This window comes from Aeromonas caviae (assembly GCF_000819785.1).
In the GTDB taxonomy this organism is placed as follows: Bacteria; Pseudomonadota; Gammaproteobacteria; order Enterobacterales; family Aeromonadaceae; genus Aeromonas; species Aeromonas caviae.
The window spans coordinates 82,036-102,675 of sequence record NZ_CDBK01000080.1; the positions used below are offsets into that span (position 1 = coordinate 82,036).

General features: G+C 61.4%; 20 protein-coding genes and 1 tRNA gene. 10 read left to right on the top strand and 11 right to left on the bottom strand.

Annotated features, from left to right (window positions below; genetic code table 11):
- Positions 1 to 31: 31 nt before the first annotated feature.
- Positions 32 to 565 carry an ATP--cob(I)alamin adenosyltransferase gene (locus BN1120_RS13185; protein ID WP_042016441.1) on the top strand — a complete coding sequence of 178 codons (534 nt, stop codon included), beginning with the start codon at positions 32 to 34 and terminating at the stop codon, positions 563 to 565.
- 154 nt (positions 566 to 719) lie between these two features.
- Here the strand turns inward: BN1120_RS13185 and malZ are convergent, their stop codons facing one another.
- From malZ to BN1120_RS13230, 9 genes are all read right to left on the bottom strand, one after another.
- Complete coding sequence (malZ, locus tag BN1120_RS13190; protein WP_029314873.1) at positions 720 to 2,549, bottom strand: maltodextrin glucosidase; 1,830 nt, start codon at positions 2,547 to 2,549, stop codon at positions 720 to 722.
- A 245-nt stretch (positions 2,550 to 2,794) separates the two neighbouring features.
- Entirely contained in the window at positions 2,795 to 3,643 is an 849-nt protein-coding gene (locus BN1120_RS13195; RefSeq protein ID WP_039039670.1) for an HDOD domain-containing protein, read from the bottom strand.
- A gap of 69 nt (positions 3,644 to 3,712) precedes the next feature.
- Positions 3,713 to 4,132, bottom strand: a complete 420-nt coding sequence (locus BN1120_RS13200) for an META domain-containing protein (RefSeq protein ID WP_010676067.1) — start codon at positions 4,130 to 4,132, stop codon at positions 3,713 to 3,715.
- Between the two features lie 178 nt (positions 4,133 to 4,310).
- Positions 4,311 to 5,672, bottom strand: a complete 1,362-nt coding sequence (gene yegD / locus BN1120_RS13205; protein ID WP_042016443.1) for a molecular chaperone — start codon at positions 5,670 to 5,672, stop codon at positions 4,311 to 4,313.
- 104 nt (positions 5,673 to 5,776) lie between these two features.
- A complete protein-coding gene (locus tag BN1120_RS13210) occupies positions 5,777 to 6,766 on the bottom strand; it encodes a 2-hydroxyacid dehydrogenase (protein WP_042016444.1) in 990 nt (329 codons plus the stop codon).
- A 77-nt stretch (positions 6,767 to 6,843) separates the two neighbouring features.
- Positions 6,844 to 7,323 carry a CreA family protein gene (locus BN1120_RS13215; protein WP_041214236.1) on the bottom strand — a complete coding sequence of 160 codons (480 nt, stop codon included), beginning with the start codon at positions 7,321 to 7,323 and terminating at the stop codon, positions 6,844 to 6,846.
- Between the two features lie 21 nt (positions 7,324 to 7,344).
- A complete protein-coding gene (locus BN1120_RS13220; protein ID WP_041214237.1) occupies positions 7,345 to 7,791 on the bottom strand; it encodes an Mpo1 family 2-hydroxy fatty acid dioxygenase in 447 nt (148 codons plus the stop codon).
- Positions 7,792 to 7,982: 191 nt separating this feature from the next.
- On the bottom strand, positions 7,983 to 8,843 hold the full coding sequence (locus BN1120_RS13225; protein WP_010676062.1) for a hypothetical protein: 861 nt from the start codon (positions 8,841 to 8,843) through the stop codon (positions 7,983 to 7,985).
- Positions 8,844 to 8,999: 156 nt separating this feature from the next.
- On the bottom strand, positions 9,000 to 9,386 hold the full coding sequence (locus tag BN1120_RS13230; RefSeq protein ID WP_010676061.1) for a TraR/DksA family transcriptional regulator: 387 nt from the start codon (positions 9,384 to 9,386) through the stop codon (positions 9,000 to 9,002).
- 462 nt (positions 9,387 to 9,848) lie between these two features.
- Here BN1120_RS13230 and BN1120_RS13235 point away from each other — a divergent pair, with 462 nt between their 5' ends.
- From BN1120_RS13235 to BN1120_RS13275, 9 genes are all read left to right on the top strand, one after another.
- Complete coding sequence (locus BN1120_RS13235) at positions 9,849 to 11,180, top strand: glutamine synthetase family protein (RefSeq protein ID WP_010676060.1); 1,332 nt, start codon at positions 9,849 to 9,851, stop codon at positions 11,178 to 11,180.
- A gap of 290 nt (positions 11,181 to 11,470) precedes the next feature.
- Complete coding sequence (locus BN1120_RS13240) at positions 11,471 to 12,832, top strand: aspartate aminotransferase family protein (protein ID WP_010676059.1); 1,362 nt, start codon at positions 11,471 to 11,473, stop codon at positions 12,830 to 12,832.
- A gap of 54 nt (positions 12,833 to 12,886) precedes the next feature.
- A complete protein-coding gene (locus tag BN1120_RS13245) occupies positions 12,887 to 13,984 on the top strand; it encodes a polyamine ABC transporter substrate-binding protein (RefSeq protein ID WP_041214238.1) in 1,098 nt (365 codons plus the stop codon).
- 123 nt (positions 13,985 to 14,107) lie between these two features.
- Complete coding sequence (locus BN1120_RS13250) at positions 14,108 to 15,187, top strand: polyamine ABC transporter substrate-binding protein (protein ID WP_010676057.1); 1,080 nt, start codon at positions 14,108 to 14,110, stop codon at positions 15,185 to 15,187.
- A 76-nt stretch (positions 15,188 to 15,263) separates the two neighbouring features.
- Positions 15,264 to 16,418, top strand: coding sequence for a polyamine ABC transporter ATP-binding protein (potA, locus tag BN1120_RS13255; RefSeq protein WP_010676056.1), 1,155 nt, complete (start codon positions 15,264 to 15,266; stop codon positions 16,416 to 16,418).
- Entirely contained in the window at positions 16,415 to 17,320 is a 906-nt protein-coding gene (locus BN1120_RS13260) for an ABC transporter permease subunit (protein WP_010676055.1), read from the top strand. The genes potA and BN1120_RS13260 overlap by 4 nt, the downstream gene beginning before the upstream one ends.
- Positions 17,317 to 18,159: an ABC transporter permease subunit gene (locus BN1120_RS13265; RefSeq protein WP_010676054.1), complete on the top strand. Its 843-nt coding sequence runs from the start codon at positions 17,317 to 17,319 to the stop codon at positions 18,157 to 18,159. Before BN1120_RS13260 ends, BN1120_RS13265 begins: the two co-directional genes overlap by 4 nt.
- Positions 18,160 to 18,207: 48 nt before the next feature.
- Entirely contained in the window at positions 18,208 to 18,933 is a 726-nt protein-coding gene (locus BN1120_RS13270; RefSeq protein ID WP_039039662.1) for an MOSC domain-containing protein, read from the top strand.
- A gap of 140 nt (positions 18,934 to 19,073) precedes the next feature.
- Positions 19,074 to 19,150 (top strand) — tRNA-Pro (locus BN1120_RS13275).
- Between the two features lie 247 nt (positions 19,151 to 19,397).
- On the opposite strand, the gene BN1120_RS13280 is transcribed toward BN1120_RS13275, so the two are convergent.
- Together BN1120_RS13280 and BN1120_RS13285 are read right to left on the bottom strand one after the other, a co-directional pair.
- Positions 19,398 to 19,925, bottom strand: coding sequence for an AbiTii domain-containing protein (locus tag BN1120_RS13280; RefSeq protein ID WP_010676052.1), 528 nt, complete (start codon positions 19,923 to 19,925; stop codon positions 19,398 to 19,400).
- A gap of 123 nt (positions 19,926 to 20,048) precedes the next feature.
- On the bottom strand, positions 20,049 to 20,513 hold the full coding sequence (locus BN1120_RS13285; RefSeq protein WP_039039661.1) for a thioesterase family protein: 465 nt from the start codon (positions 20,511 to 20,513) through the stop codon (positions 20,049 to 20,051).
- Positions 20,514 to 20,640: the final 127 nt, after the last annotated feature.

The following is a 20,640-nucleotide window of genomic DNA, read 5'->3' on the forward strand; positions in this document are numbered from 1 at the left end:
ACACTGCCCTTTTCCCCAGCCCGGCGATGCCATGAACCCCAAGAAGCCAAGAGACAAGCGCGAGCTCTGCTACCCCTTCATCTTCGAAACCCAGTTCCAGTGCGACTACGAGATCGCCACCGACGAGCTCTGCTGCCAGGTGGGGGCCGTGCTCTCTCATCTGATGCCGGATGAGGATACCCGGCCCGTGATGGCGGATCTGGCGACCCTGCAGCGGCTCATCTACAACCTCAACGGCTCGGTGCGGGGACGGCTCGGCATCTTCGAGGAGGACCTGGACTGGCTGAAGGGGCGGTACGATCACTACAACGAGGCGAGTCGCGGCCGGGTGACCGGCTTCGTGCTGCCCCAGGGGCCCCAGCCCATTCCCACCCTGCACCTGTGCCGCTGTGGCAGCAAGAAGGTGGTGCGTCTGCTGGTGCGCCTGGAAGAGAGCGGCGTGCGCTTCGATCCCATCCTCTATCGCTTCGCCAATCTGCTGGCCAACTTCTTCTTCGTGCTCACCGTCTACCTCAAGCAGGCGTGGGATGTGACCGAAGTCCCCTATGTCAGCATCAACTACTGATGAAGAGATGATGTTTGATGTATTCGTCGCATCACACATGGCGGCGTAGGGCTATCGGATCGAAAAACAGCGATGAGGCAGCATCCGTCACTTCGGGGGATGCAGGCATAAAAAAACCGGCGCCCCGAGCGCCGGTTTTCTATTGCCGCTATCCCTAGCTCGACAGCAGTACCCTGGCCGAGTTGGCCGGGATGGTGAGCTGCACCTCCCCCTGCACCACCTCGAACTTGTCGCCGTTGAAGGCGTCGGTGAAGCGGCTGGCGGGGCTGGCGGTCTGCCACAGGGGCAGGCTGATGGTGCGCGGCTCCGTGGGGTGGCGGTTGCAGGCGACCACCACCTGATCGCTTTGCAGGGTACGGGCGAACACATAGCTGTGAGGGCCGGCGTAGAGGGTCTGGATGTCTCCCCGACGCAGGGCAGGGCGCTGGCGGCGCAGCTGGATCAGGCGGCGATAGTGGTCGTGCAGCACGTGATCCCAGTCGGTGGTATCCCAGGGGAAACAGCGGCGGCAGTCCGGGTCGTTGCCGCCGGAGAGCCCCACCTCGTCGCCGTAGTAGATGGAGGGCACGCCGATGTAGGTGATGAGCAGGGTGGCGGCGAGTCGCATCCGCTGCTTGTCTTCCCCCAGCAGGTGCAGGAAACGGGCGGTGTCGTGGCTGTCCAGTAGGTTGAACTGGGCCAGCTGGTTCTTGAACGGAATATGGGCCCGCGCCAGCTTGAGCCAGTGATCCAGCTCGGTGGCGCTGATTTTGATGGGGTGATAGGCGATGTCCTGCCCCGCCAGGAAGGCGCGGATGGGGTGGGCGAAGCCGTAGTAGTTCATGGCGCCATCCTCCTGATCCCCCTGCAGCCACTGGCTCGCCTCGAAGAAGTGCTCGCCGAGGACGTAGGCGTCCGGATTCTCCTGCTTCACCGCGCCGCGAATGGCGCGCACATGGCCGCGATTGCCCTCGGCAGTGCCTCGCTCCCCCAGCATGTGGATGACGTCGAAGCGCCAGCCATCGATCTGGTAGGGGGCGCGCATCCAGTAGCGCAGAATGGCGTTGTCTGCCCGATAAACGGCGTCCTGCACCTGTTCACTTGAGAAATCCAGCTTGGGCAGGCTGCGGATCCCTTTCCAGCTAACATAATCCCCTTCCTGATCGAAGGTGTAGAAGCTGCGCCAGGGGGAGTCCGGGTTGCTCTGGGCGCCCAGCGGCGGGCAGAACCAGGGGTGCTCGGTGGAGGTGTGGTTGACCACCGCATCCAGGATGATCCTCATGCCGCGCTGGTGCAGGTTGCGGGTCAGCTCGGCAAACTGGGCATTGGTACCGAGGTGCGCATCCACCTTGAAGTAGTCCTGAGTGTCGTACTTGTGGTTGCTCGGCGAATCGAAGATGGGGTTGAGGTAGAGCGCCGTCACCCCCAGGGATTGCAGGTAGTGCAGCTTGGCGTCGATGCCCGCCAGATCCCCGCCGTAGAATTCACAGGCGCCGTGCCCCTCTTCGTGGCGGCTGACCGGCTCGCCCCAGGCCTTGCTGATGACCGCCTTGCCCCTGTACTCGTACTCGTGATGCTTGACGCTCAGCGACGGGTCGCCGTTGCAGAAGCGGTCGGGGAAGATCTGGTAGAACACCTGATCCTGTACCCAGGCCGGGGGCTGGTGATGGCTGTTGAAGCGGAAATGCTGCTCCCGCGGCGGCATGGCGGCGCTGACGCCTGCCCCGTGCAGCCACCACTGCTCCTCGTCGGTGAGGCACTTGAAGCAGTAGAGGTGGATCTCCTGCCCTCTGGCCAGCGGCAGTTCGACCTGCCAGACCTGAAGCCTGTCCCGGGTGGCGACCGGCGTCATGGCGACCAGATACTCCTCGTTGTCCGGCTCGTGGCGCAGCCACACCTCGCGGATGGGGGCGTCCAGCTCGCTGAACAGGGTGAGCTGCAGGGTGTCGGCACTCTCTTTGAACCAGGGTGCCGCCTGGGGGTGAAACAGGAAGGGATGGGTCATGGTATCTACTGTGTCAGAGAGGCTCAGGAATGGGGGATGGGCGCAGGCCATCTTATCCCGTCCATGGGCGTGTGTATGTGACAACCGGCCAGAATGAGACGGTGCTTCCGGCTTGGCTGGGCGGTCTGCCGTGACGCTATGGGGTCAGCAAATCGGCCAGGGCGTTGCCCTGTTCGTGCAGCTGTTCGAGCTGATCCGCCAGAATGAGACGGGGATCCGGCTCCTGCTGATCGGCCGTCGTACATCTACTGGGTCAGCAAATCGGCCAGGGCGTTGCCCTGCTCGTGGAGCTGCTCCAGCTGATCCGCCAGGCTGGCGGGATCCAGCCCCAGCTGGTCAGCCAGGGTTCTGGGGAAACGGGCGATGATAGCCTGTGCCGGTACGCCGGCCTGCCAGGCGAAGGAGACGAAGACGGCGAGCCGGATGAGCACGGCCTCCTTGCTGACCGGATCGTGGGAGAGGGGGTCGAGCTGCTGGGCGATGGCATCCACGAAGGCGGGCGACAGGTTCCAGCGCCGCGCCAGCTCTGCGCCGAGCTGGGCATAGTCGTAACCCAGCATCTCCCGCTGGGCATCGACCCGGCTGCTGCCTTTCTCGATGGCCAGATTGATGAGCCCCGCCTCTTCCGGCAGGGTGCTCTGGATCAGCAGCTCGCCGATGTTGTGAATGAGGGCGCAGGTGAAGGCGGTCTCGGGATCCACCGAGGTGGTCTGCTGTGCCAGGGTGCGGGCAATGGTGGCGACCTGGAAGGTCTGGGTCCAGAAGTGGAGCTTGTCAAAGCCGGGAGGGGCCTTGAAGCTGCTGATGATGCCGGAGGCGACCACCACGGAGCGCAGGCGGTTGAAACCGAGGCGGATCACCGCCTGTTCGATGGAGGTGATTTCATTGCCACGGCGCAGGGCAGCGGAGTTGGCCATCCGCAGTACCTTGACGCTGATCACCTGGTCCATGGCGATCTTGGCCGCGATCTCGTCGATGCGGGCATTCTCGTCGTTGAAACTCTGCATCAGCTCGTGCAGCAGTTTCGGAATTGTGGGCAGTTGCTTGATCTTGCCAAACAGGCGATCCATCGACATGGCTGAGGCAGCCTCCATTGCTAACAATGCCTCATATTGTGCCACAGCCTGGCCAGTTGTTCCTGCTGGCGAGCGGTTTTGTGAGCCCTAGTACACCCAGTCTTGCAGCCTGTATTCCAAACGGTGCCGTTTTCCCTGGAGGATCAGGGTCTGGGTGGAACCGCTCAGTGTGGCCCCCTCCGTCAGGGTGGCGAGCACGGCCTGCTCTATCAGATCGAGTTCGGGGGGGCAGGCCATGGCGGTGCTGCCGAGGCTGGTGACCCAGAGCTTGTTCCCCTTGAGGTGACCCTGGCCGAAGTAGCGGTTGCAACCGGCGATGCCGTTGACGGTGAAGTGTTCACCGATCTCGATGTCGGGGGGATTGCTGCGGCGGCTGGCGATGGCCTGGCCATCCAGCCGATCGAGCACCCAGTGATGGTGTTGCAGGTCTTGCGAGGCAAAGCGGGGAGCACTGCTGCAGGCGCTGAGCAGAAGCAGGGCGAGCAGCAGTAGCAGGTATCTGGGCATTGAAGGGGCTCCGGTGGTGGGTATGACAAGCATACCCGTCCCCGGGCCCGGGCGGCAGGGCGAGGGGGGAGGAGCCCGACCGCTTCTGTCGCCCCGGGGGAAGAGGGGGTGTCGGCAAATGGCAACACCCGCCCCGAGCGAACCTGTCTACCGGTTGCCCATGGCTCCCCTGGCCGTCTCAGTCCGCAAACAGGCGCTCGGCATAGCGGGCGAGGCCCGAGGCCACCGAACCGAAGTCATCCCCCCCCTCCAGCGGTACCTTGGGCAGTTTCTGCTGGATGAAGGCCTTGATGAGGGGGGAGCGGGCACTGCCGCCGGTGACGAAGACCCGGTCAGGCTGCACGCCTGCCGCCCGGATCGCCTCGTCCATCAGCTCGCCAATCTTCTCCAGCAAGGGGGCGGAAGCACTGGCCAGCTGGGGGCGGGTGAGTGCCGCCTCCAGCCCTTTTTCCAGCTCGTTCAGGGTCTGGTGATTGTGCTCGTGGTCGGAGAGGGCGATCTTGCCCTGCTCGGCGCGCCACACCAGTTGATGGCTCAGCTTGTGAGCCCGCAGGCTGGCGAGGCGCGGGAGCTTGCTGCCTGGCTGGCTGTCGAGCTGGAGATCCTGCAACTGGCGGGCGGTATCCAGGCTGTAGAAACGGCTCTGGGCACTGACGTCATTGATGGCGGCGGCGTCCCAGAACAGGGGATGGGGCAGCGGCTTGCCGGTCTTGAGGGTCTCGTGCATGCCGAGCAGCGGCATCATGCCCTCCACGGTCAGGCGGATGTCGAAGTCGTTGCCCCCGATGCGCTGGCCGCTGTGACCGAGCAGATCGCCGCTGCGATCCAGCTGGTCACGGTGGCTCGGGCCCATGCGCAGTACGGAGCAGTCGGTGGTCCCGCCCCCGATGTCCACCACCAGCACAACCGCATCCTCGGTGAGGCGCGCTTCGAACTCGAAGCCGGCGGCCACCGGCTCATAGAGGAACTCCACCCGCTCGAACCCGGCGAGGCGTGCCGCCTCCCTCAGGATGGCGATGGCCTGGCGGTTGCTCTCTTCCCCCGCCAGTCCCTGGAAGTTGACCGGTCGGCCGATCACCGCCTGGCGGATGGTGCTGCCCGTCTGCTGCTCCGCCTCCCGGCGCACGTGCAGCATCATGGCGCAGACGATGTCCTCGAACAGGGCGATCTGGGGAGCCTTGAGGCCATAGGCCCCGAGAAAGGATTTGGGGGACTTGATGTAGTAGCCCTCGTCCGGCTCTTCCAGATAGCGCGCCAGCGCCGCACCGCCGAAGCTCAGCTCGTCGATGAGTCCCTCTTCGCGCATCTGGCGGCGCACCGCTTGTGCCCGGGTCACCACGGGACCGCGCAGCTTGAGGTATTCGCTCTGCTGGACGGGGGCCAGGCCTTCGGCCAGGAGGCCGGCGATGGCGTCCCGGTGGGGGGCGTGCAGGGTGGAGGGAAGGTAATGGGAACCGGAGAGGGTCAGCAGCCTGGGGCTGCCCTGTTCCATCACGGCGACGGCACAGTTGGAGGTACCGTAATCAAATCCGATGAACATGCTGGCCAGACTCCTGTACAAAAAAGGGCTGGTAGCCTACCCGATGCCGCCGGGTCTCACAACCCGGCGGCGGGATCAATGGCGTGGCGACAACGCCTCAGGGATCACTCCACTTCGTTGTCAGAGCGGCCCTGGCTCTCGATGGCCTGGATGTTGCTGAGGGTGGTGTCGGCGATGGCGTGCAGCGCCTCCCGGGTCAGGAAGGCCTGGTGACCGGTGAACAGCACGTTGTGGCAGGCAGACAGGCGGCGGAAGACGTCGTCGGTGATCACCTCGTTGGACTTGTCCTCGAAGAAGAGGTCTTCCTCCTCCTCGTAGACGTCCAGCCCCAGGGCGCCGATGCGGGCAGTCTTGAGGGCCTCGATGGCGGCGTTGGAGTCGAGCAGGCCGCCCCGGCTGGTGTTGATGATCATCACCCCGTCCTTCATCTTGGCGAAGGCCTCCTTGTTCAGCAGGTGATAGTTCTCCTTGAACAGGGGGCAGTGCAGGCTGATGACATCGGACTGACGGAACAGAGTATCGAGATCCACGTACTCGGCGCCCAGATCGATGGCCGCCTGGTTCGGATAGGGATCGCTCACCAGCAGGCGCATGCCGAACCCCTTGAGGATGCGCAAGGTGGCGATGCCGATCTTGCCGGTGCCTATGATGCCGGCGGTGCGGCCATGCATGTTGAAGCCGACCAGCCCCTCCAGGGAGAAGTTGGCCTCCCGGGTGCGCTGATACGCCTTATGGATGCGGCGGTTGAGGGTCATCATCAGGCCCACCGCATGTTCGGCAACAGCCTCGGGGGAGTAGGCAGGCACCCGCACCACCTTGAGTCCCAGCTCCTTGGCGGCGGCCAGATCCACGTTGTTGTAACCGGCGCAGCGCAGGGCGATGACCCTGGTGCCGTACTGCGCCAGCTCGGTCAGCACTTCGCGGTCGGCATCATCGTTGACGAACAGGCAGACCACGGGGAAGCCGTGGGCGAGACGGGCCGTCTTGGCCTCCAGCCGCACGTCGAAGAACTCCAGATCGAAACCGTACTGGGCGTTGGCCTGGTGGAAATGTTCCTTGTCGTAGCTCTTGGTACTGAAAACGGCGACTCTCATGGTGCGCTCTCCGTAGATAATGATGTGGTTAAATTACAACAAATAGTGACCGTCATCACGGGATAAGTGGTGCTGTTTCAACCCCAGGGCATGATGGGGACGGCACTCACTGCACTCTTGTACGAACCATCCACCAACTTGGTGCTGTAAGTCAGATAGACAAGGGCATTGCGCTTCTCGTCGTAAAAACGCACCACCTTCTGCTCCTTGAACACCAGCGAGGTGCTGACATCGAACACCTCTTCCCCCGCCTTCAGCTTGGCGGGCAGGGTGATGGGGCCGATCTGGTGGCAGGAGAGGGAGGCGTGGGAGGGATCTTCCGCCAGCCCGAGTCCGCCCTTGACGCCGCCGGTCTTGGGGCGGGCCAGATAGCAGGCGACACCGGCGATTTTCGGGTCGTCGAACGCCTCCACCAGGATCTTGTGGTTTGGGCCGAGCAGCTTGAAAGCGGTGCTCACCTCGCCGACGGGATCGGCCTTGTCGGCCAGCACCGGGCCGGCCATCAGTGCCCCCAGCAGCAGGGGCAGGGTGCGAGCAAGGGTCTGAAGATGTCTCATGGTCTCTCCTGTTGGCCTCCCTCAGAAAGGGATGCCCAAACGACGATAGAGGCTGGCCAGCACCCAGGCGGGGCCTACCAGCAGAAATTGCAGGTCGGTGAGAAAGGAGGGGCGTTTCCCCTCGATATGGTGACCGACGAACTGGGCTATCCAGAACAGCACGAACCCGATAAGGGCAGGCCACAGCAGCGGCCCCTGCCAGACGTGGCAGAAGGCCAGTCCCAGGGCGGTCAGGGCTGTCATCCCCGTAAAGATCGTCAACGACAGCCGCAGGTAGAAGACCAGCACCGGGATGGCCACCAGCCCCGCCCAGTTGAAGGACGCTGGCAGGGGACCGGCGGGCAGGCACCAGAGCAGTGCCAGGATGCAGAGGTAGATGCCTGGCACCGCCACCTTGTGGATGGCCACATTGACGGGGTGTTGATGGCTCTGGCCGTAGTCGCGAAACCAGTCATCCAGTCGTTTCATGGCACCTCCCTGGTGCGCGTATTGAGGCCGGGCGACCTCGCGTTCCTGTGCGTCTGCGGCGGGCTGCGCCCACCGGATGGGGTGACCCGCGGCTGATCACGCTCCCGGCGGTGGATATTCCCAATGCCGGGATACCGTGTCCGTTCACGCTCGCAGCGGTGGATATTCTCAACGCCGGATATCGTGTCCGTTTACTCCTGCGACGGTGGATATTCCCAATATTGGGCCGGAATGCTTTTGAGCAAGGGGGTCATGTCGGGATTGGGCAGGGCGATGGTGACTCTCTGCTCCAGATTCGCGCTGGCCAGGGCCTCGCGGATCTTGGGGTTCTCCCGAAAGAACGCCATGAAGCTGCCGTCGGCATAGGCACGCTCGAGGCCGGTCTGGATCGCCTTGGCCAGCTTCGGCGACTCCGGGCTGACGAAGAAGAACTCGGCGAAGGGGTAGCGGATCAGCAGGTGCTGATCGATCACCAGGTTGGGATATTGTGCCGCCAGCTCGCTGCGTTCGGCGAAGATTTCCACCAGACCACGGGGGAAGAAGTCCAGCTTGTCGCCGTCATTCATCAGGCGAAACAGGTTGCTGTAGCGCCCGGCATAGGTGGGAATGCCTGCCAGTTCCAGGATCTTGTTGTCGGCCCAGCCCACCCCCTGTGCGGCTTTCAGCTTCTTGAGGTCTGCCAGGGTGTTGATCTGGTTGAACCGCTCCTGGGCATCGGCGTGGATGAAGGAGAGGCGCAGCCCTTCCAGGCCACGAAACAGCGGGATTGGCACTGCGGTGAGGGAGGATTCCAGCGCGCTGGAGGTACCCATCCAGAACACATTGATGACCTTGCCCTTGGCAAGCGCCTGCTGGAGGCTGTACTGGTTGAGATTGAGGTCGACCCGCTCCAGCTTGTAGGGCTGCCCGGCGTGGTTGAGCGCCAGTTCCAGCAGCTTGAGCTGGTATTCGTTGTCGAGATCGTTGATCGGTCGGCTGGGGACCTTGACGGTGAGCGTCTGTGCTTGTGCCAGCAATGGCAGGCACAAGCACAGCCTGATGAGCCATTTCACGCTTTGATCTCCTGTAGGATCCGGGACTTGCCCGGAGTCTAACAGAAGTTGTCACGCTCTTGCTGTGAAAGGGGCCGGGGATCACCCGGCCGCGTCATCTTCGGGCATGGCTTGCCCTGTGCCCGGCTCGTACCGATGCCGGGCTTGTTCGCCGCATCAGGCGACGCGACGGAACACGTGAGTGTCGTTGAATTCCTTGGTGCTCTGGCATTCAACACAGAAGCGGGACTCGGGACGGGCCTGCAGCCGCTTGAGAGAGATCTCGTCGCCACAGGATTCGCAATAGCCAAAATCCCCTTCATTGATCCGCTTCAACGCCCCTTTCAGCTTGCGCAGGTGCAACTTGTCGTGCTCGATGCGGTTCAGCTCCAGGCGACGGGCCTCCTCGACACTGGCACGGTCAATTTCATCCGCCATCTCGTTGGTATCGGTGGCGATAGCCTGGCTGGCCTGGGAGTTGAGACGTTCTTCGAGCTCAAGGATTTGTCGCTCGATCTGGCCTTTGTAGAAGGTCAGTTGGTCTTCTGTCATGAAATCACACATACGGTTTGCTACCAGTCAGTTTCCCAATGTTACCCATTGATGGGGGCTGTCTGTCGTCAGACCAAGCCCTTGTATCCCGTTTTGCACCAAATCCATGCAGGAGAGTGCAAATCAGGGCGGGCCTTGTACCAAAAAAATGCAGACATGCAAAGGAAATTGGATAAGGAGTGTGCGCCCTTGCAAAGAAATGGGCCTTCTCCGACAGGGTCTGACTGAGTATCGAACGAGATCCCGCCGCCGTTGGCATCGAGCTTGCAGTGGGCTGATCGTGACACAAAGTGTTTAGTATTTGGTGCCGCGCTGGTCATTATACAGGCCGTTGTTTATAGTTTTTTAAACACCGCTGCTTGACAAAGGCCTTTATCACGGGCTTTTATGGTGTGGTCGATTACATTTTCTTAACAAGGGTGTTCCTTATATTAGACACCCTTGACAATGGCAACCGTAAAGTCGGGGTTTAACATGGACAGTATCAAGGGCTGGATGGAGAGCAATCGCATCACGGAAGTGGAGTGCCTGTTTCCGGATTTCACCGGCAATGCCCGAGGCAAGATCATTCCAGCCAACAAGTTTCTGCGCGAGGGGGGCATGCGGCTGCCCGAGGTCATCTTCACCCAGACGGTGACCGGCGAGTACCCGGATGACGACAGCATGATAGACCCGCTGGAGCGGGACATGCAGCTCTATCCCGATCCCAACACCATTCGTTTCGTACCCTGGGCGCTGGAGCCCACCGCCCAGGTGATCCACGACTGCTTTGACGTCAACGGCAAGCTCATCGACATCGCTCCCCGCTCCGTGCTGCGCCGGGTTCTGTCATTCTACGAGAAGCAGGGCTGGAAGCCGGTGGTGGCGCCGGAGCTGGAGTTCTACCTGGTGACCCGCAACGAAGATCCCGACTATCCGCTGGTGCCGCCGGTGGGCCGCAACGGCCGCCCGGAAACGGCCCGCCAGTCGTTCAGCATCGATGCGGTGAACGAATTCGACCCCATCTTCGAGGACATGTACGACTACTGCGAGGCCCAGGAGCTTGAGGTGGACACCCTGATCCACGAATCCGGCGCAGCCCAGATGGAGATCAACTTCCTGCACGGGGATGCCATCGATCTCGCCGACCAGGTGTTTCTGTTCAAGCGCACCATGCGCGAGGCCGCCCATCGCCACGGCATCTATGCCACTTTCATGGCCAAGCCCATGAGCAACGAACCGGGTTCCGCCATGCACATCCACCAGAGCCTGGAAGACATGGATGGCAACAACCTGTTTGGTACCAGCGAAGGGGGCAACTCCGATCTGTTCATGCATTTCATCGCCGGCCTGCAGAAATACACCCCGGCAGTGACCGCTCTGCTGGCGCCGAACGTCAACTCCTACCGCCGCCTCACCTTTGGCGAGAGTGCGCCGCGCAACGTGCAGTGGGGGGTGGAAAACCGCACCTGCGGCCTGCGGGTCCCCTTCTCCGAACCGAGCGCACGTCGGGTCGAGAACCGCTTCGCCGGGGCCGATGCCAATCCGTATCTGGCTCTGGCCGCCACCCTGGCCTGCGGCTACCTCGGCATGCTGGAGAAGCTCGAACCCATGCAGGAGATGAAGGCGAGTGCCTATGACCTGCCCTACAGCCTGCCCCGCTCGCTGGAGGAATCGCTGAGCCACCTGGAGCAGTGTGAACCCATCAAGGACATGCTGGGGGAGCGCTTCATCCGCGCCTTCGTGGCCGTCAAACGCAAGGAGTACGAGACATACTTCGGCGTGATCAGCCGCTGGGAACGGGAATTCCTGTTGCTGAACGTCTGATCTGTCCCCGGGGGAGGCGAGGCCTCTCCCCGTCATATCGCAAGCAAGGGGCCGAAGGCCCGCCTGGCGGGGGCGCCCGCGACCCGGAAGGCACCGAGTAAAGGTGAGGACCACTCTCGCAATGGAGAGGGGGTCACCTGCAATCAACTGGCGACGATGTTCGCCCCATGGAAAGGCATCGAGCAGGCAAGAGAGTGCCAGCCCCGTGAATGGCAGTGACCGGGCAGGCCATCCGTGCCCTCATGAATGGCGACAAGATTCGCCGAATCGAAGGAACCGAGGAGCAAGCAATGCAGCACACCACCCGTGAGTGGCAGCAACTGGAAGCCAGCCATCATCTGCATCCGTTTACCGATTTTCAGGCCCTGAACAAGAAGGGCAGTCGCATCATCACCAAGGCCGAAGGCGTCTATCTGGAAGACTCCGAAGGCAAGCGCATTCTGGACGGGATGGCGGGTCTGTGGTGCGTCAACATGGGCTACGGCCGTCAGGAGCTGGTGGATGCCGCCACTCGCCAGATGCAGCAGCTGCCCTACTACAACCTCTTCTTCCAGACCAGCCACCCCCCTGCTGCCGAGCTGGCCACCCTGCTGGCCGAGATCACGCCTTCCCACCTCAACCACGTCTTCTTCACCGGTTCGGGTTCCGAGTGCAACGACACCGTGCTGCGCATGGTGCGCCACTACTGGGCCAGCAAGGGACAACCTGACAAGCAGGTGATCATCAGCCGCCACAATGCCTATCACGGCTCCACCGTGGCGGGGGCCAGTCTGGGGGGCATGAAGGGGATGCACGCCCAGGGCGGCTTGCCCATTCCGGGCATAGTCCACATCGACCAGCCCTATCACTTCGGTGAGGGAGAGGGCATGAGCGCCCACGAGTTCGGTCTGGCCCGTGCCCGCCAGCTGGAAGAGAAGATCCTGGCACTGGGGGTGGACAAGGTGGCCGCCTTCATCGGCGAGCCTATCCAGGGTGCGGGGGGGGTCATCATTCCACCCGAGAGCTACTGGCCCGAGATCCAGCGCATCTGCGACCAGTACGGCATCCTGCTCATCGCCGACGAGGTGATCTGCGGCTTTGGCCGCACCGGCCACTGGTTTGCCAGTGAAGGTTTTGGCATCAAACCGGACCTCATGTGCCTGGCCAAGGGCATCACTTCGGGCTATCTGCCGATGGGCGCCGTGATGGTGGGGGACAGGGTCGCCAGGGTGCTGGTGGAAGAGGGGGGGGAGTTCAACCATGGCTTCACCTATTCCGGTCATCCGGTCGCCTGCGCCGTGGCCATTGCCAACATCCAGCTTATGCAAAGGGAGAGCATAGTTAAGCGAGTTCATGATAGTATCGGCCCCTATTTGCAGCGCCGCTGGGCTGAGCTGGCGGACCATCCGCTGGTGGGGGAAACCCGTGGAAAAGGCCTGGTCGCCGCGCTGGAAATAGTGCAGGACAAGCAGACGAAACGTCGCTTCCCGGCCGAGCTCCATGCCGGGATGACCTGTCGGGAGTTCTGTTTTAACAATGGCTTGGTGATGAGGGCTGTCGGCGATACCATGATCATATCGCCCCCCTTGGTGATCACCGAGGAACAGGTGGATGAATTGGTCAAACTGGCCAGGCTCAGTCTGGACCTGACGGCTGCAAAGCTGCGGGAATAGGCGGGAACCGGGCAGGTTGGCTTACGCATACAATTTGCTTAGGAGACAAGGACTATGTCTTTTAAAAAGGGAATGATGGCTGCTTCCGTGGCGCTGGTCATGATGAGTACCGGGGCGATGGCCGACGAGAAGGTGCTGCACGTCTACAACTGGAGCGACTATATCGCGCCGGATACGCTGGAAAACTTCCAGAAGGAGACGGGCATCAAGGTGGTCTACGACGTGTTCGACAGCAATGAAGTGCTGGAAGCCAAGTTGCTGGCAGGCAAGTCGGGCTATGACATCGTCGTACCGTCCAACCCCTTCCTGGCCAAGCAGATCAAGGCAGGTGTCTTCCAGAAGCTGGACAAGTCCAAACTCTCCAACTGGCAGAACCTGGACGTCGACCTGCTCAAGGCGCTCGAACCGAGCGATCCGGGCAACCAATACTCCATCCCTTACCTGTGGGGCACCATCGGCTATGCCTACAACGCCGAGAAGGTGAAGGCCGTGCTGGGGGCCGATGCGCCGGTCAACTCCTGGGATCTGGTGTTCAAGCCGGAGAACATGGCCAAGCTGAAGGAGTGCGGTGTCTCCTTCCTCGACTCGCCGACCGAAATGCTGCCGGCCGCCCTGCAATACCTGGGCTTCAAGCCGGACAGCCAGAAGCCGGACGAGCTGAAGAAGGCAGAGGAGCTGTTCCTCTCCATCCGTCCCTATACCGCCTATTTCCACTCCTCCAAGTACATTTCGGATCTGGCCAACGGCAACCTGTGCGTGGCAGTGGGTTACTCCGGTGACCTGCAGCAGTCCAAGGCGCGTGCCGCCGAGGCCAAGAACGGTGTCAGCCTGACTTACACCATTCCGAAAGAGGGGGCAGGCAGCTTCTTCGACATGATCGCCATCCCGGCGGATGCCAAGAACGTCGAGGCGGCCCACACCTTCATCAATTACCTGATGAAGCCGGACGTGATCGCGAACATCACCAACGTGGTGCAGTTCCCGAACGGCAACAAGGCGGCCACGCCGCTGGTGGACGAGGCGATCCGTACCGACCCGGGTATCTACCCGACGCCGGATACCCTCAAGAAGATCTACACCTTCCCGGATCTGCCGGCCAAGGTGCAGCGTCTGATGACCCGCAGCTGGACCAAGATCAAGTCAGGCAAGTAAGAGTGACGAGTACCCCTCCCGGTCCGCAGTTCGGCCGGGAGGGTGGTGACCACCCGACAGGTTGGACGGCGCGTATGGATGCGCGACTGGCAAAATCACACAAATGAGGACTGATAAGTGCACATGACCAAGATGGCAACGCTGGCCCTGACCCTGGGGTTTGCAAATCTGACCCAGGCAGCCCCTGTGGTTCATTTTTACAACTGGTCCGATTATATCGGCGAGACCACCCTCAGTGACTTTCAGCAGAAGACCGGGATCAAGACCGTCTACGACGTGTTTGACTCCAACGAGACGCTGGAAGGCAAGCTGCTGACCGGACGCACCGGCTACGATCTGGTCGTGCCCTCCAACAATTTCCTGGCCAAGCAGATCAAGGCGGGGGCCTTCCAGAAGCTGGACCTCACCCTGCTGCCAAACCTGAGCAACCTGGATCCCTTGCTGCTCAAGCAGCTCGAGAAGGTGGATCCGGGCCATCAGTACGCCGTGCCCTACCTCTGGGGCACCAACGGCATCGGTTACAACGTCGACAAGATCAAGGAAGTACTGGGTGTCGACAAGATTGACTCCTGGGCGACCATTTTCGAGCCGGAAAACATGAAGAAGCTCTCCCATTGCGGCGTAGCCTTCCTCGATTCGGCGGATGAGATGATCCCGGCTGCCCTCAACTACCTGGGGCTTAACCCCAACAGCCATGAGCCGGCGGACATCAAGCGGGCCGAAGAGCAGCTGCTCAAGGTGCGCCCCTATGTGGCCTACTTCCACTCCTCCAAGTACATTGGTGACCTCGCCAACGGCAACATCTGCGTGGCGGCCGGGTTCTCCGGCGACATCCTGCAGGCGGCGTCCCGGGCCGAGGAGGCGGGCAAGGGGATCAAGATTGCCTACAGCATCCCCAAGGAGGGTGGCAATCTCTGGTTCGACATGATGGCGATCCCGGCCGATGCCACCAACGTGAAAGAGGCTCACGCCCTGATCAACTACATTCTCGAACCGCAGGTCATCGCCAAGGTGAGCGACTATGTGGGTTACGCGAACCCGAACATCAAGGCGGGAGAGTTCATGGACAAGGCCGTGCGCGAGGACGAGTCAGTCTATCCCCCCCAGGCGGTGCTTGAGCGTCTGTATGTGCAGGAAGCACATCCCCGCTCAGTGCAGCGCCTGATCACCCGGAGTTGGACCAAGATCAAATCCGGAACCTAACCTTGGCGCCCATCCCGGGGCGCCAGATTGTATTGATGGATCGGCCCAGGCCGGAATCACCTTTGGGAGTTTGGTAATGGCGATAGCCTCCAGTGCCTACAAGAAAGCCCTCGAGGGCAGCCAGCAGCGTAAAGAAGTGCTGGTCAAAATAGACAGGGTAAGCAAGCAGTTCGACGAAACGCTGGCGGTCGACAACGTGTCTCTCAACATCCACAAGGGCGAGATCTTCGCCCTGCTGGGTGGGTCCGGCTCCGGCAAGTCCACCTTGCTGCGGATGCTGGCCGGGTTCGAGCGACCCACGGAAGGACGGCTGTTCCTCGACGGCGTCGACATTACCGACATGCCGCCCTATGAACGCCCCATCAACATGATGTTCCAGTCCTACGCCCTGTTCCCCCACATGACGGTGGCCCAGAACATCGCCTTCGGCCTCAAGCAGGATGGCCTGCCCAAGGCGGAGATCGATGCCCGGGTGGAAGAGATGCTCAAGCTGGTGCAGATGACCCAGTACGCCCGCCGCAAGCCGCACCAGCTCTCCGGTGGTCAGCGTCAGCGGGTGGCCCTGGCCCGTTCCCTGGCCAAGCGTCCCAAGCTGCTGTTGCTGGACGAGCCCATGGGGGCGCTGGACAAGAAGCTGCGCTCCACCATGCAGCTCGAGCTGGTCGAGATCATCGAGCGGGTCGGCGTGACCTGCGTCATGGTGACCCACGATCAGGAAGAAGCCATGACCATGGCCGAGCGGATCGCCATCATGCACCTCGGTTGCATCGAGCAGATCGGCAGCCCGATGGACATCTACGAAACCCCGGCCAGCCGGCTGGTGTGCGAGTTCATCGGCAACGTCAACCTGTTTGACGGCCTGCTGGTGGAGGATGAGCAGGACCACGCCATCATCGCCTGTGCGGATCTGGAGCAGCCCATCTATGTGGGTCACGGCATCAGCTCCCGGGCGGAGAACAAGAAGGTCACCTATGCCCTGCGTCCGGAAAAACTGCTGATGAGCCTGCAAAAGCCGGAAGAGATCGAGCATCCGGACTTCAACTGGACCAAGGGCGAGGTTTATGACATCGCCTATCTGGGCGGCCATTCCGTGTATCACATCCAGTTGCCCTCGGGCAAAATCGTTCAGGCTTTCATCGCCAATGCCGAACGCCACGGCAAACGGCCGACCTGGGATGACCAGGTGTTCCTCTACTGGGAAGATGACAGCGGCGTGGTGCTGCAATCATGAAGGCATTGAGACGACTCAAACAGGTGGGAGGGCGGCAGCTGGTCATCGGCATCCCCTTCTTCTGGCTGTTCCTCTTCTTCCTGCTGCCCTTCATCATCGTCGTGAAGATCAGCTTCGCCGAAGCGGACGTGGCCATCCCGCCCTACACGGACGTGGTGAGCTGGGCAGACAATCAGCTCACCATACTGCTCAACCTGGGCAACTACCTGCTGCTGCAGGAGGATGAGCTCTACATCGCGGCTTATCTGGGGTCCCTCAAGATAGCCCTGGTCAGCACCCTGCTCTGCCTGCTGATCGGCTATCCCATGGCTTACGCCATTTCGCGGGCCAACAAGGAGACCCAGACCGTTCTGCTGCTGCTCATCATGATGCCGACCTGGACGGCGATCCTGATCCGGGTATACGCCTGGATGGGGATCCTCAGCAACAACGGCCTGCTCAACAGTGTCCTGCTAGGCATCGGGGTGATCGACGAACCGCTGCAGATCCTCAATACCAACCTGGCGGTCTATATCGGCATCGTTTACTCCTACCTGCCGTTCATGGTGCTGCCGCTCTACGCCAACCTGGTCAAGCACGACCAGAGCCTGCTGGAGGCGGCCTCCGATCTGGGTGCCCGCAACCTGACCCGGTTCTGGCAGATCACGGTGCCACTCTCCAAGAACGGCATCATCGCCGGTTGCATGCTGGTCTTCATCCCGGTGGTGGGCGAGTTCGTCATCCCCGAGATGCTGGGTGGTCCGGAGACCCTGATGATCGGCAAGGTGTTGTGGCAGGAGTTCTTCAACAACCGTGACTGGCCGGTGGCCTCCGCCCTGGCGGTGGTGATGCTGGCGGTGCTGATCATTCCCATCATCCTGTTCAACCGCAACCAGGCCAAAGAGCTGGAGGGCAAGGCATGAGACGTTTCGGTTTTGCCAAGCTGATGCTGTGGCTGGGTCTGCTGTTCATCTACCTGCCCATGATCATCATGGTCATCTACTCCTTCAACGCCTCCAAGCTGGTGACGGTGTGGGGAGGCTGGTCGCTCAAGTGGTACTTCGGCCTGCTCGACAACAAACAGTTGATCGGGTCCGTGTTCCGCTCCCTGGAGATCGCCTTCTACACCGCCATCGCGGCGGTGGCGCTGGGGACGGTGGCGGCCTTCGTGCTGACCCGGATCCCTCACTTCCGTGGCCGGACCCTGTTCGGCGGCATGGTGACGGCGCCGCTGGTGATGCCCGAGGTGATCACCGGTCTTTCCCTGCTGCTGCTGTTCGTGGCCATGGCCCAGCTGGTGGGTTGGCCCGCAGAGCGGGGCATGCTGACCATCTGGATAGCACATACCACCTTCTGTACCGCCTATGTGGCGATCGTGGTGTCGGCGCGGCTGCGGGAGCTGGATCTCTCCATCGAGGAGGCGGCCATGGACCTGGGAGCCAAGCCCTGGAAGGTGTTCTTCCTGATCACCATCCCGATGATCGCCCCGTCGCTGGCGGCGGGCGGCATGATGTCGTTTGCCCTGTCGCTGGATGATCTGGTGCTGGCGAGCTTCGTCTCCGGCCCGGGTTCGACCACCTTGCCGATGGAAGTGTTCTCGGCGGTGCGTCTCGGCGTGAAGCCCGAGATCAACGCCATCGCGAGTCTGATCCTGCTGTCGGTATCCCTGTTCACCTTCGGTAGCTGGTATCTGATGGCCCGGGCGGAGAAACGCCGTCGCGCCGAGATCGCCATGACCACCCAGATGCAGGCAGTTGCCTGACCTGCCCCGTGATAAGATCCGCATTCCCCCATCCGTCAGGAGAATGGAATGCGGATCTCCCTCTTCATCGGCCAGAGCGCCGAACTGAACCCAGAGCAGGCCCCCGGCCTCATCAGTGCCATCCACAAGCAGCCTGCCGACGCCCCTCTGTGGTGCGATTTCTTCGGCCTTCGCGGGGATGAGCAGAGCGACAGACGCCATCATGGCGGCCCGGATCGGGCCCTGCACCATTACCCTGCGGAGCACTACGCCTGGTGGAAAACCTGGCAAACCGCGCTGGGACTACCTGTACCACGCACACCCTGGCAGCCTGCCGCCTTTGGCGAGAATCTCTCTGGTTCGGGGCTGACGGAGGCGCAGGCCTGCATCGGCGATGTCTATCGACTTGGGGAGGCGCTGATCCAGATAAGCCAGCCCAGATCCCCCTGTTTCAAGCTCAACCAGCGCTTTGGCTATGGCCAGCTCTCCCAGGTGATGCAGCTGAATGGCCGCTGTGGCTGGCTGCTGCGGGTGCTGGAAGAGGGAAGGGTGGATCCGCAGGGGGAGCTGACACTGGTGGACAGACCCTACCCTGAGCTGACGGTGAAGCGCACCGCCGACATCCTGTTCAACCAGGCCCGCAACGAGGAAGAGCTGCAACTGCTGCTGGAGAACCCGGCGCTCTCTCCCAACTGGCGCCAGCATGCGGCCCATTGGCTGGAACATGGAGTGGTGGCGGATTGGAGCCGGCGTTTGCTGGGGCCGACCGAGTTCAGGTTGCCTCGACAGGACTGAAGGCAGGCGGAAAGATACCTTGTGGCGATTTTTGCTGCGACTCGCTGAATTATTGAGCGTAAAGCCATTTTTTTAGAGTGAATGCAAAAAAAGGCTTGTGTCGGGTCGGGGCTTTCGGTAAATTCTCGCCCCGCAGACATCGGTGTGTAGCGCAGCTTGGTAGCGCACTTCGTTCGGGACGAAGGGGTCGGAGGTTCGAATCCTCTCACACCGACCACATTTGAAAAGGCCGCTCAATGAGCGGCCTTTTCGCATTTGGTCTGTTGAAGAAAAACTGACATTTCCATTGTCGATTGCTGCTCCTGCTCCTGCTCCTGCTCCGATCCCCCTCATTTGCCCAACTAAAAGGGCCACCGCTCGGTGGCCCCACTGGTGGAGTCTGATCCTGACTCCGGCACTCTAGATTGTGACAATCTCGTTATGGGTCTTGTCGATGGTGCCCTCCTTGCGCCCCAGGCGCTCATTCAGATATGCCAGTGTTGATGCCGCAATGCCTTGAAACCGTGTTGGGTTTGCAGGGCCGCATGCTTGGGGTACTCACTAATGAAATGTGCTATTCCCTCCATCAGTTGTGAACGCAGCGAAGACACGGGCTCATGCCAGGCTTGCAGGCAGAGATGACCAGGGATCAGCTGCTCTCGATACGCTTCCAGCAGTGATTCCGGCCAGGGCTCGATATGGGAATCGTGACGCAGTAAATAGTGGGCGGCGGGTTCACGGGCATAGATGAACTGAACTTGGGCCAGGTCGCGTTGGCTTAGCGTTTGGCTGCCGATATGGCAAGTCAGATATTTCCCCGTCTTCAGATTCAGGAAGTGACCGCGTTGCCGACAGGCAATGATGCGATACCAGGGCAGGGGTGAACAGAGAGAATACCCCTCCAGCTCCTGTTCCAACCAGTGACGGCACTCTGGGGTCTGCACTTCTTCGCGCATGGCCTCAAGTCGTGTCAGCAAGGCTCTGGATGGTTGGGTAGCCAGTATCGCGCTCATCGTCTGCAATCCTCCCTCTGCACAGAATCCCGACTTTCAGTATGGACCCTGAGCGGAAGAGGGGGTGAGAATTCTAATGATTAAAATCAGCTTAGAAGCGCACTTTTTATGCAATAAAAACCATTAGCCGACGAGGTAGGTCCCCGTGCCGAAGGCGATGTGAGTGCCCTCTTCGTTGTGCAGCTCCATGCGGGCGACTGCGACCTTGCTGCCTGCCCGGATGATGTGGGCGGTGGCGATGAACTCGTTGCCGCGACCGGGACGAAGATAGTCCACCCGCAGATCGATGGTGCCAAGTCGCGAGAAGCGCTCCTTGAGATAGCTGGGGGAGAAGTCCTCCAGCTCGTCGATGCAGGAGGCTGCGACTATCATGCCGCCCGCCACGTCGAGCAGGCTGGCGGTGACGCCGCCGTGCAGTATGTTGTGGAAAGGGTTGCCGATGAGCTTCTGTTCCATCTTGATGCGCAGCTCCACTTTATCGAAGTCGTAGTGGGTGACTTGCATGCCGATCAGCTTGTTGAAGGGCATCTTTTCGGCGAACAGGTTGGCTATGCCACTGAGCGCCATCTTCTTGAGCATCTGTTTCATTCCTTGAGTCCGCCCTGTCATCAAAGCCGAGTAAAAACTCCAGCCAGTCTGCAACACTTCCTTAACACTCGCAATGGCAGGTTTATTGTGGGCGGCGGCTGCTTTAGAATGGCGACCCCAAAGGAGA

Bases quoted from the DNA above. Each gene is read 5' to 3' on its own strand.
- BN1120_RS13285 (WP_039039661.1), bottom strand. From the start codon at position 20,513: ATGAAACAGATGCTCAAGAAGATGGCGCTCAGTGGCATAGCCAACCTG.
- BN1120_RS13280 (WP_010676052.1), bottom strand. From the start codon at position 19,925: ATGAGCGCGATACTGGCTACCCAACCATCCAGAGCCTTGCTGACACGA.
- BN1120_RS13210 (WP_042016444.1), bottom strand. From the start codon at position 6,766: ATGAGAGTCGCCGTTTTCAGTACCAAGAGCTACGACAAGGAACATTTC.
- BN1120_RS13200 (WP_010676067.1), bottom strand. From the start codon at position 4,132: ATGCCCAGATACCTGCTACTGCTGCTCGCCCTGCTTCTGCTCAGCGCC.
- BN1120_RS13230 (WP_010676061.1), bottom strand. From the start codon at position 9,386: ATGTGTGATTTCATGACAGAAGACCAACTGACCTTCTACAAAGGCCAG.
- BN1120_RS13245 (WP_041214238.1), top strand. From the start codon at position 12,887: ATGTCTTTTAAAAAGGGAATGATGGCTGCTTCCGTGGCGCTGGTCATG.
- BN1120_RS13250 (WP_010676057.1), top strand. From the start codon at position 14,108: ATGACCAAGATGGCAACGCTGGCCCTGACCCTGGGGTTTGCAAATCTG.
- BN1120_RS13260 (WP_010676055.1), top strand. From the start codon at position 16,415: ATGAAGGCATTGAGACGACTCAAACAGGTGGGAGGGCGGCAGCTGGTC.
- yegD (WP_042016443.1), bottom strand. From the start codon at position 5,672: ATGTTCATCGGATTTGATTACGGTACCTCCAACTGTGCCGTCGCCGTG.
- potA (WP_010676056.1), top strand. From the start codon at position 15,264: ATGGCGATAGCCTCCAGTGCCTACAAGAAAGCCCTCGAGGGCAGCCAG.
- malZ (WP_029314873.1), bottom strand. From the start codon at position 2,549: ATGACCCATCCCTTCCTGTTTCACCCCCAGGCGGCACCCTGGTTCAAA.
- BN1120_RS13220 (WP_041214237.1), bottom strand. From the start codon at position 7,791: ATGAAACGACTGGATGACTGGTTTCGCGACTACGGCCAGAGCCATCAA.
- BN1120_RS13235 (WP_010676060.1), top strand. From the start codon at position 9,849: ATGGACAGTATCAAGGGCTGGATGGAGAGCAATCGCATCACGGAAGTG.
- BN1120_RS13270 (WP_039039662.1), top strand. From the start codon at position 18,208: ATGCGGATCTCCCTCTTCATCGGCCAGAGCGCCGAACTGAACCCAGAG.
- BN1120_RS13215 (WP_041214236.1), bottom strand. From the start codon at position 7,323: ATGAGACATCTTCAGACCCTTGCTCGCACCCTGCCCCTGCTGCTGGGG.
- BN1120_RS13185 (WP_042016441.1), top strand. From the start codon at position 32: ATGAACCCCAAGAAGCCAAGAGACAAGCGCGAGCTCTGCTACCCCTTC.
- BN1120_RS13240 (WP_010676059.1), top strand. From the start codon at position 11,471: ATGCAGCACACCACCCGTGAGTGGCAGCAACTGGAAGCCAGCCATCAT.
- BN1120_RS13265 (WP_010676054.1), top strand. From the start codon at position 17,317: ATGAGACGTTTCGGTTTTGCCAAGCTGATGCTGTGGCTGGGTCTGCTG.
- BN1120_RS13195 (WP_039039670.1), bottom strand. From the start codon at position 3,643: ATGGAGGCTGCCTCAGCCATGTCGATGGATCGCCTGTTTGGCAAGATC.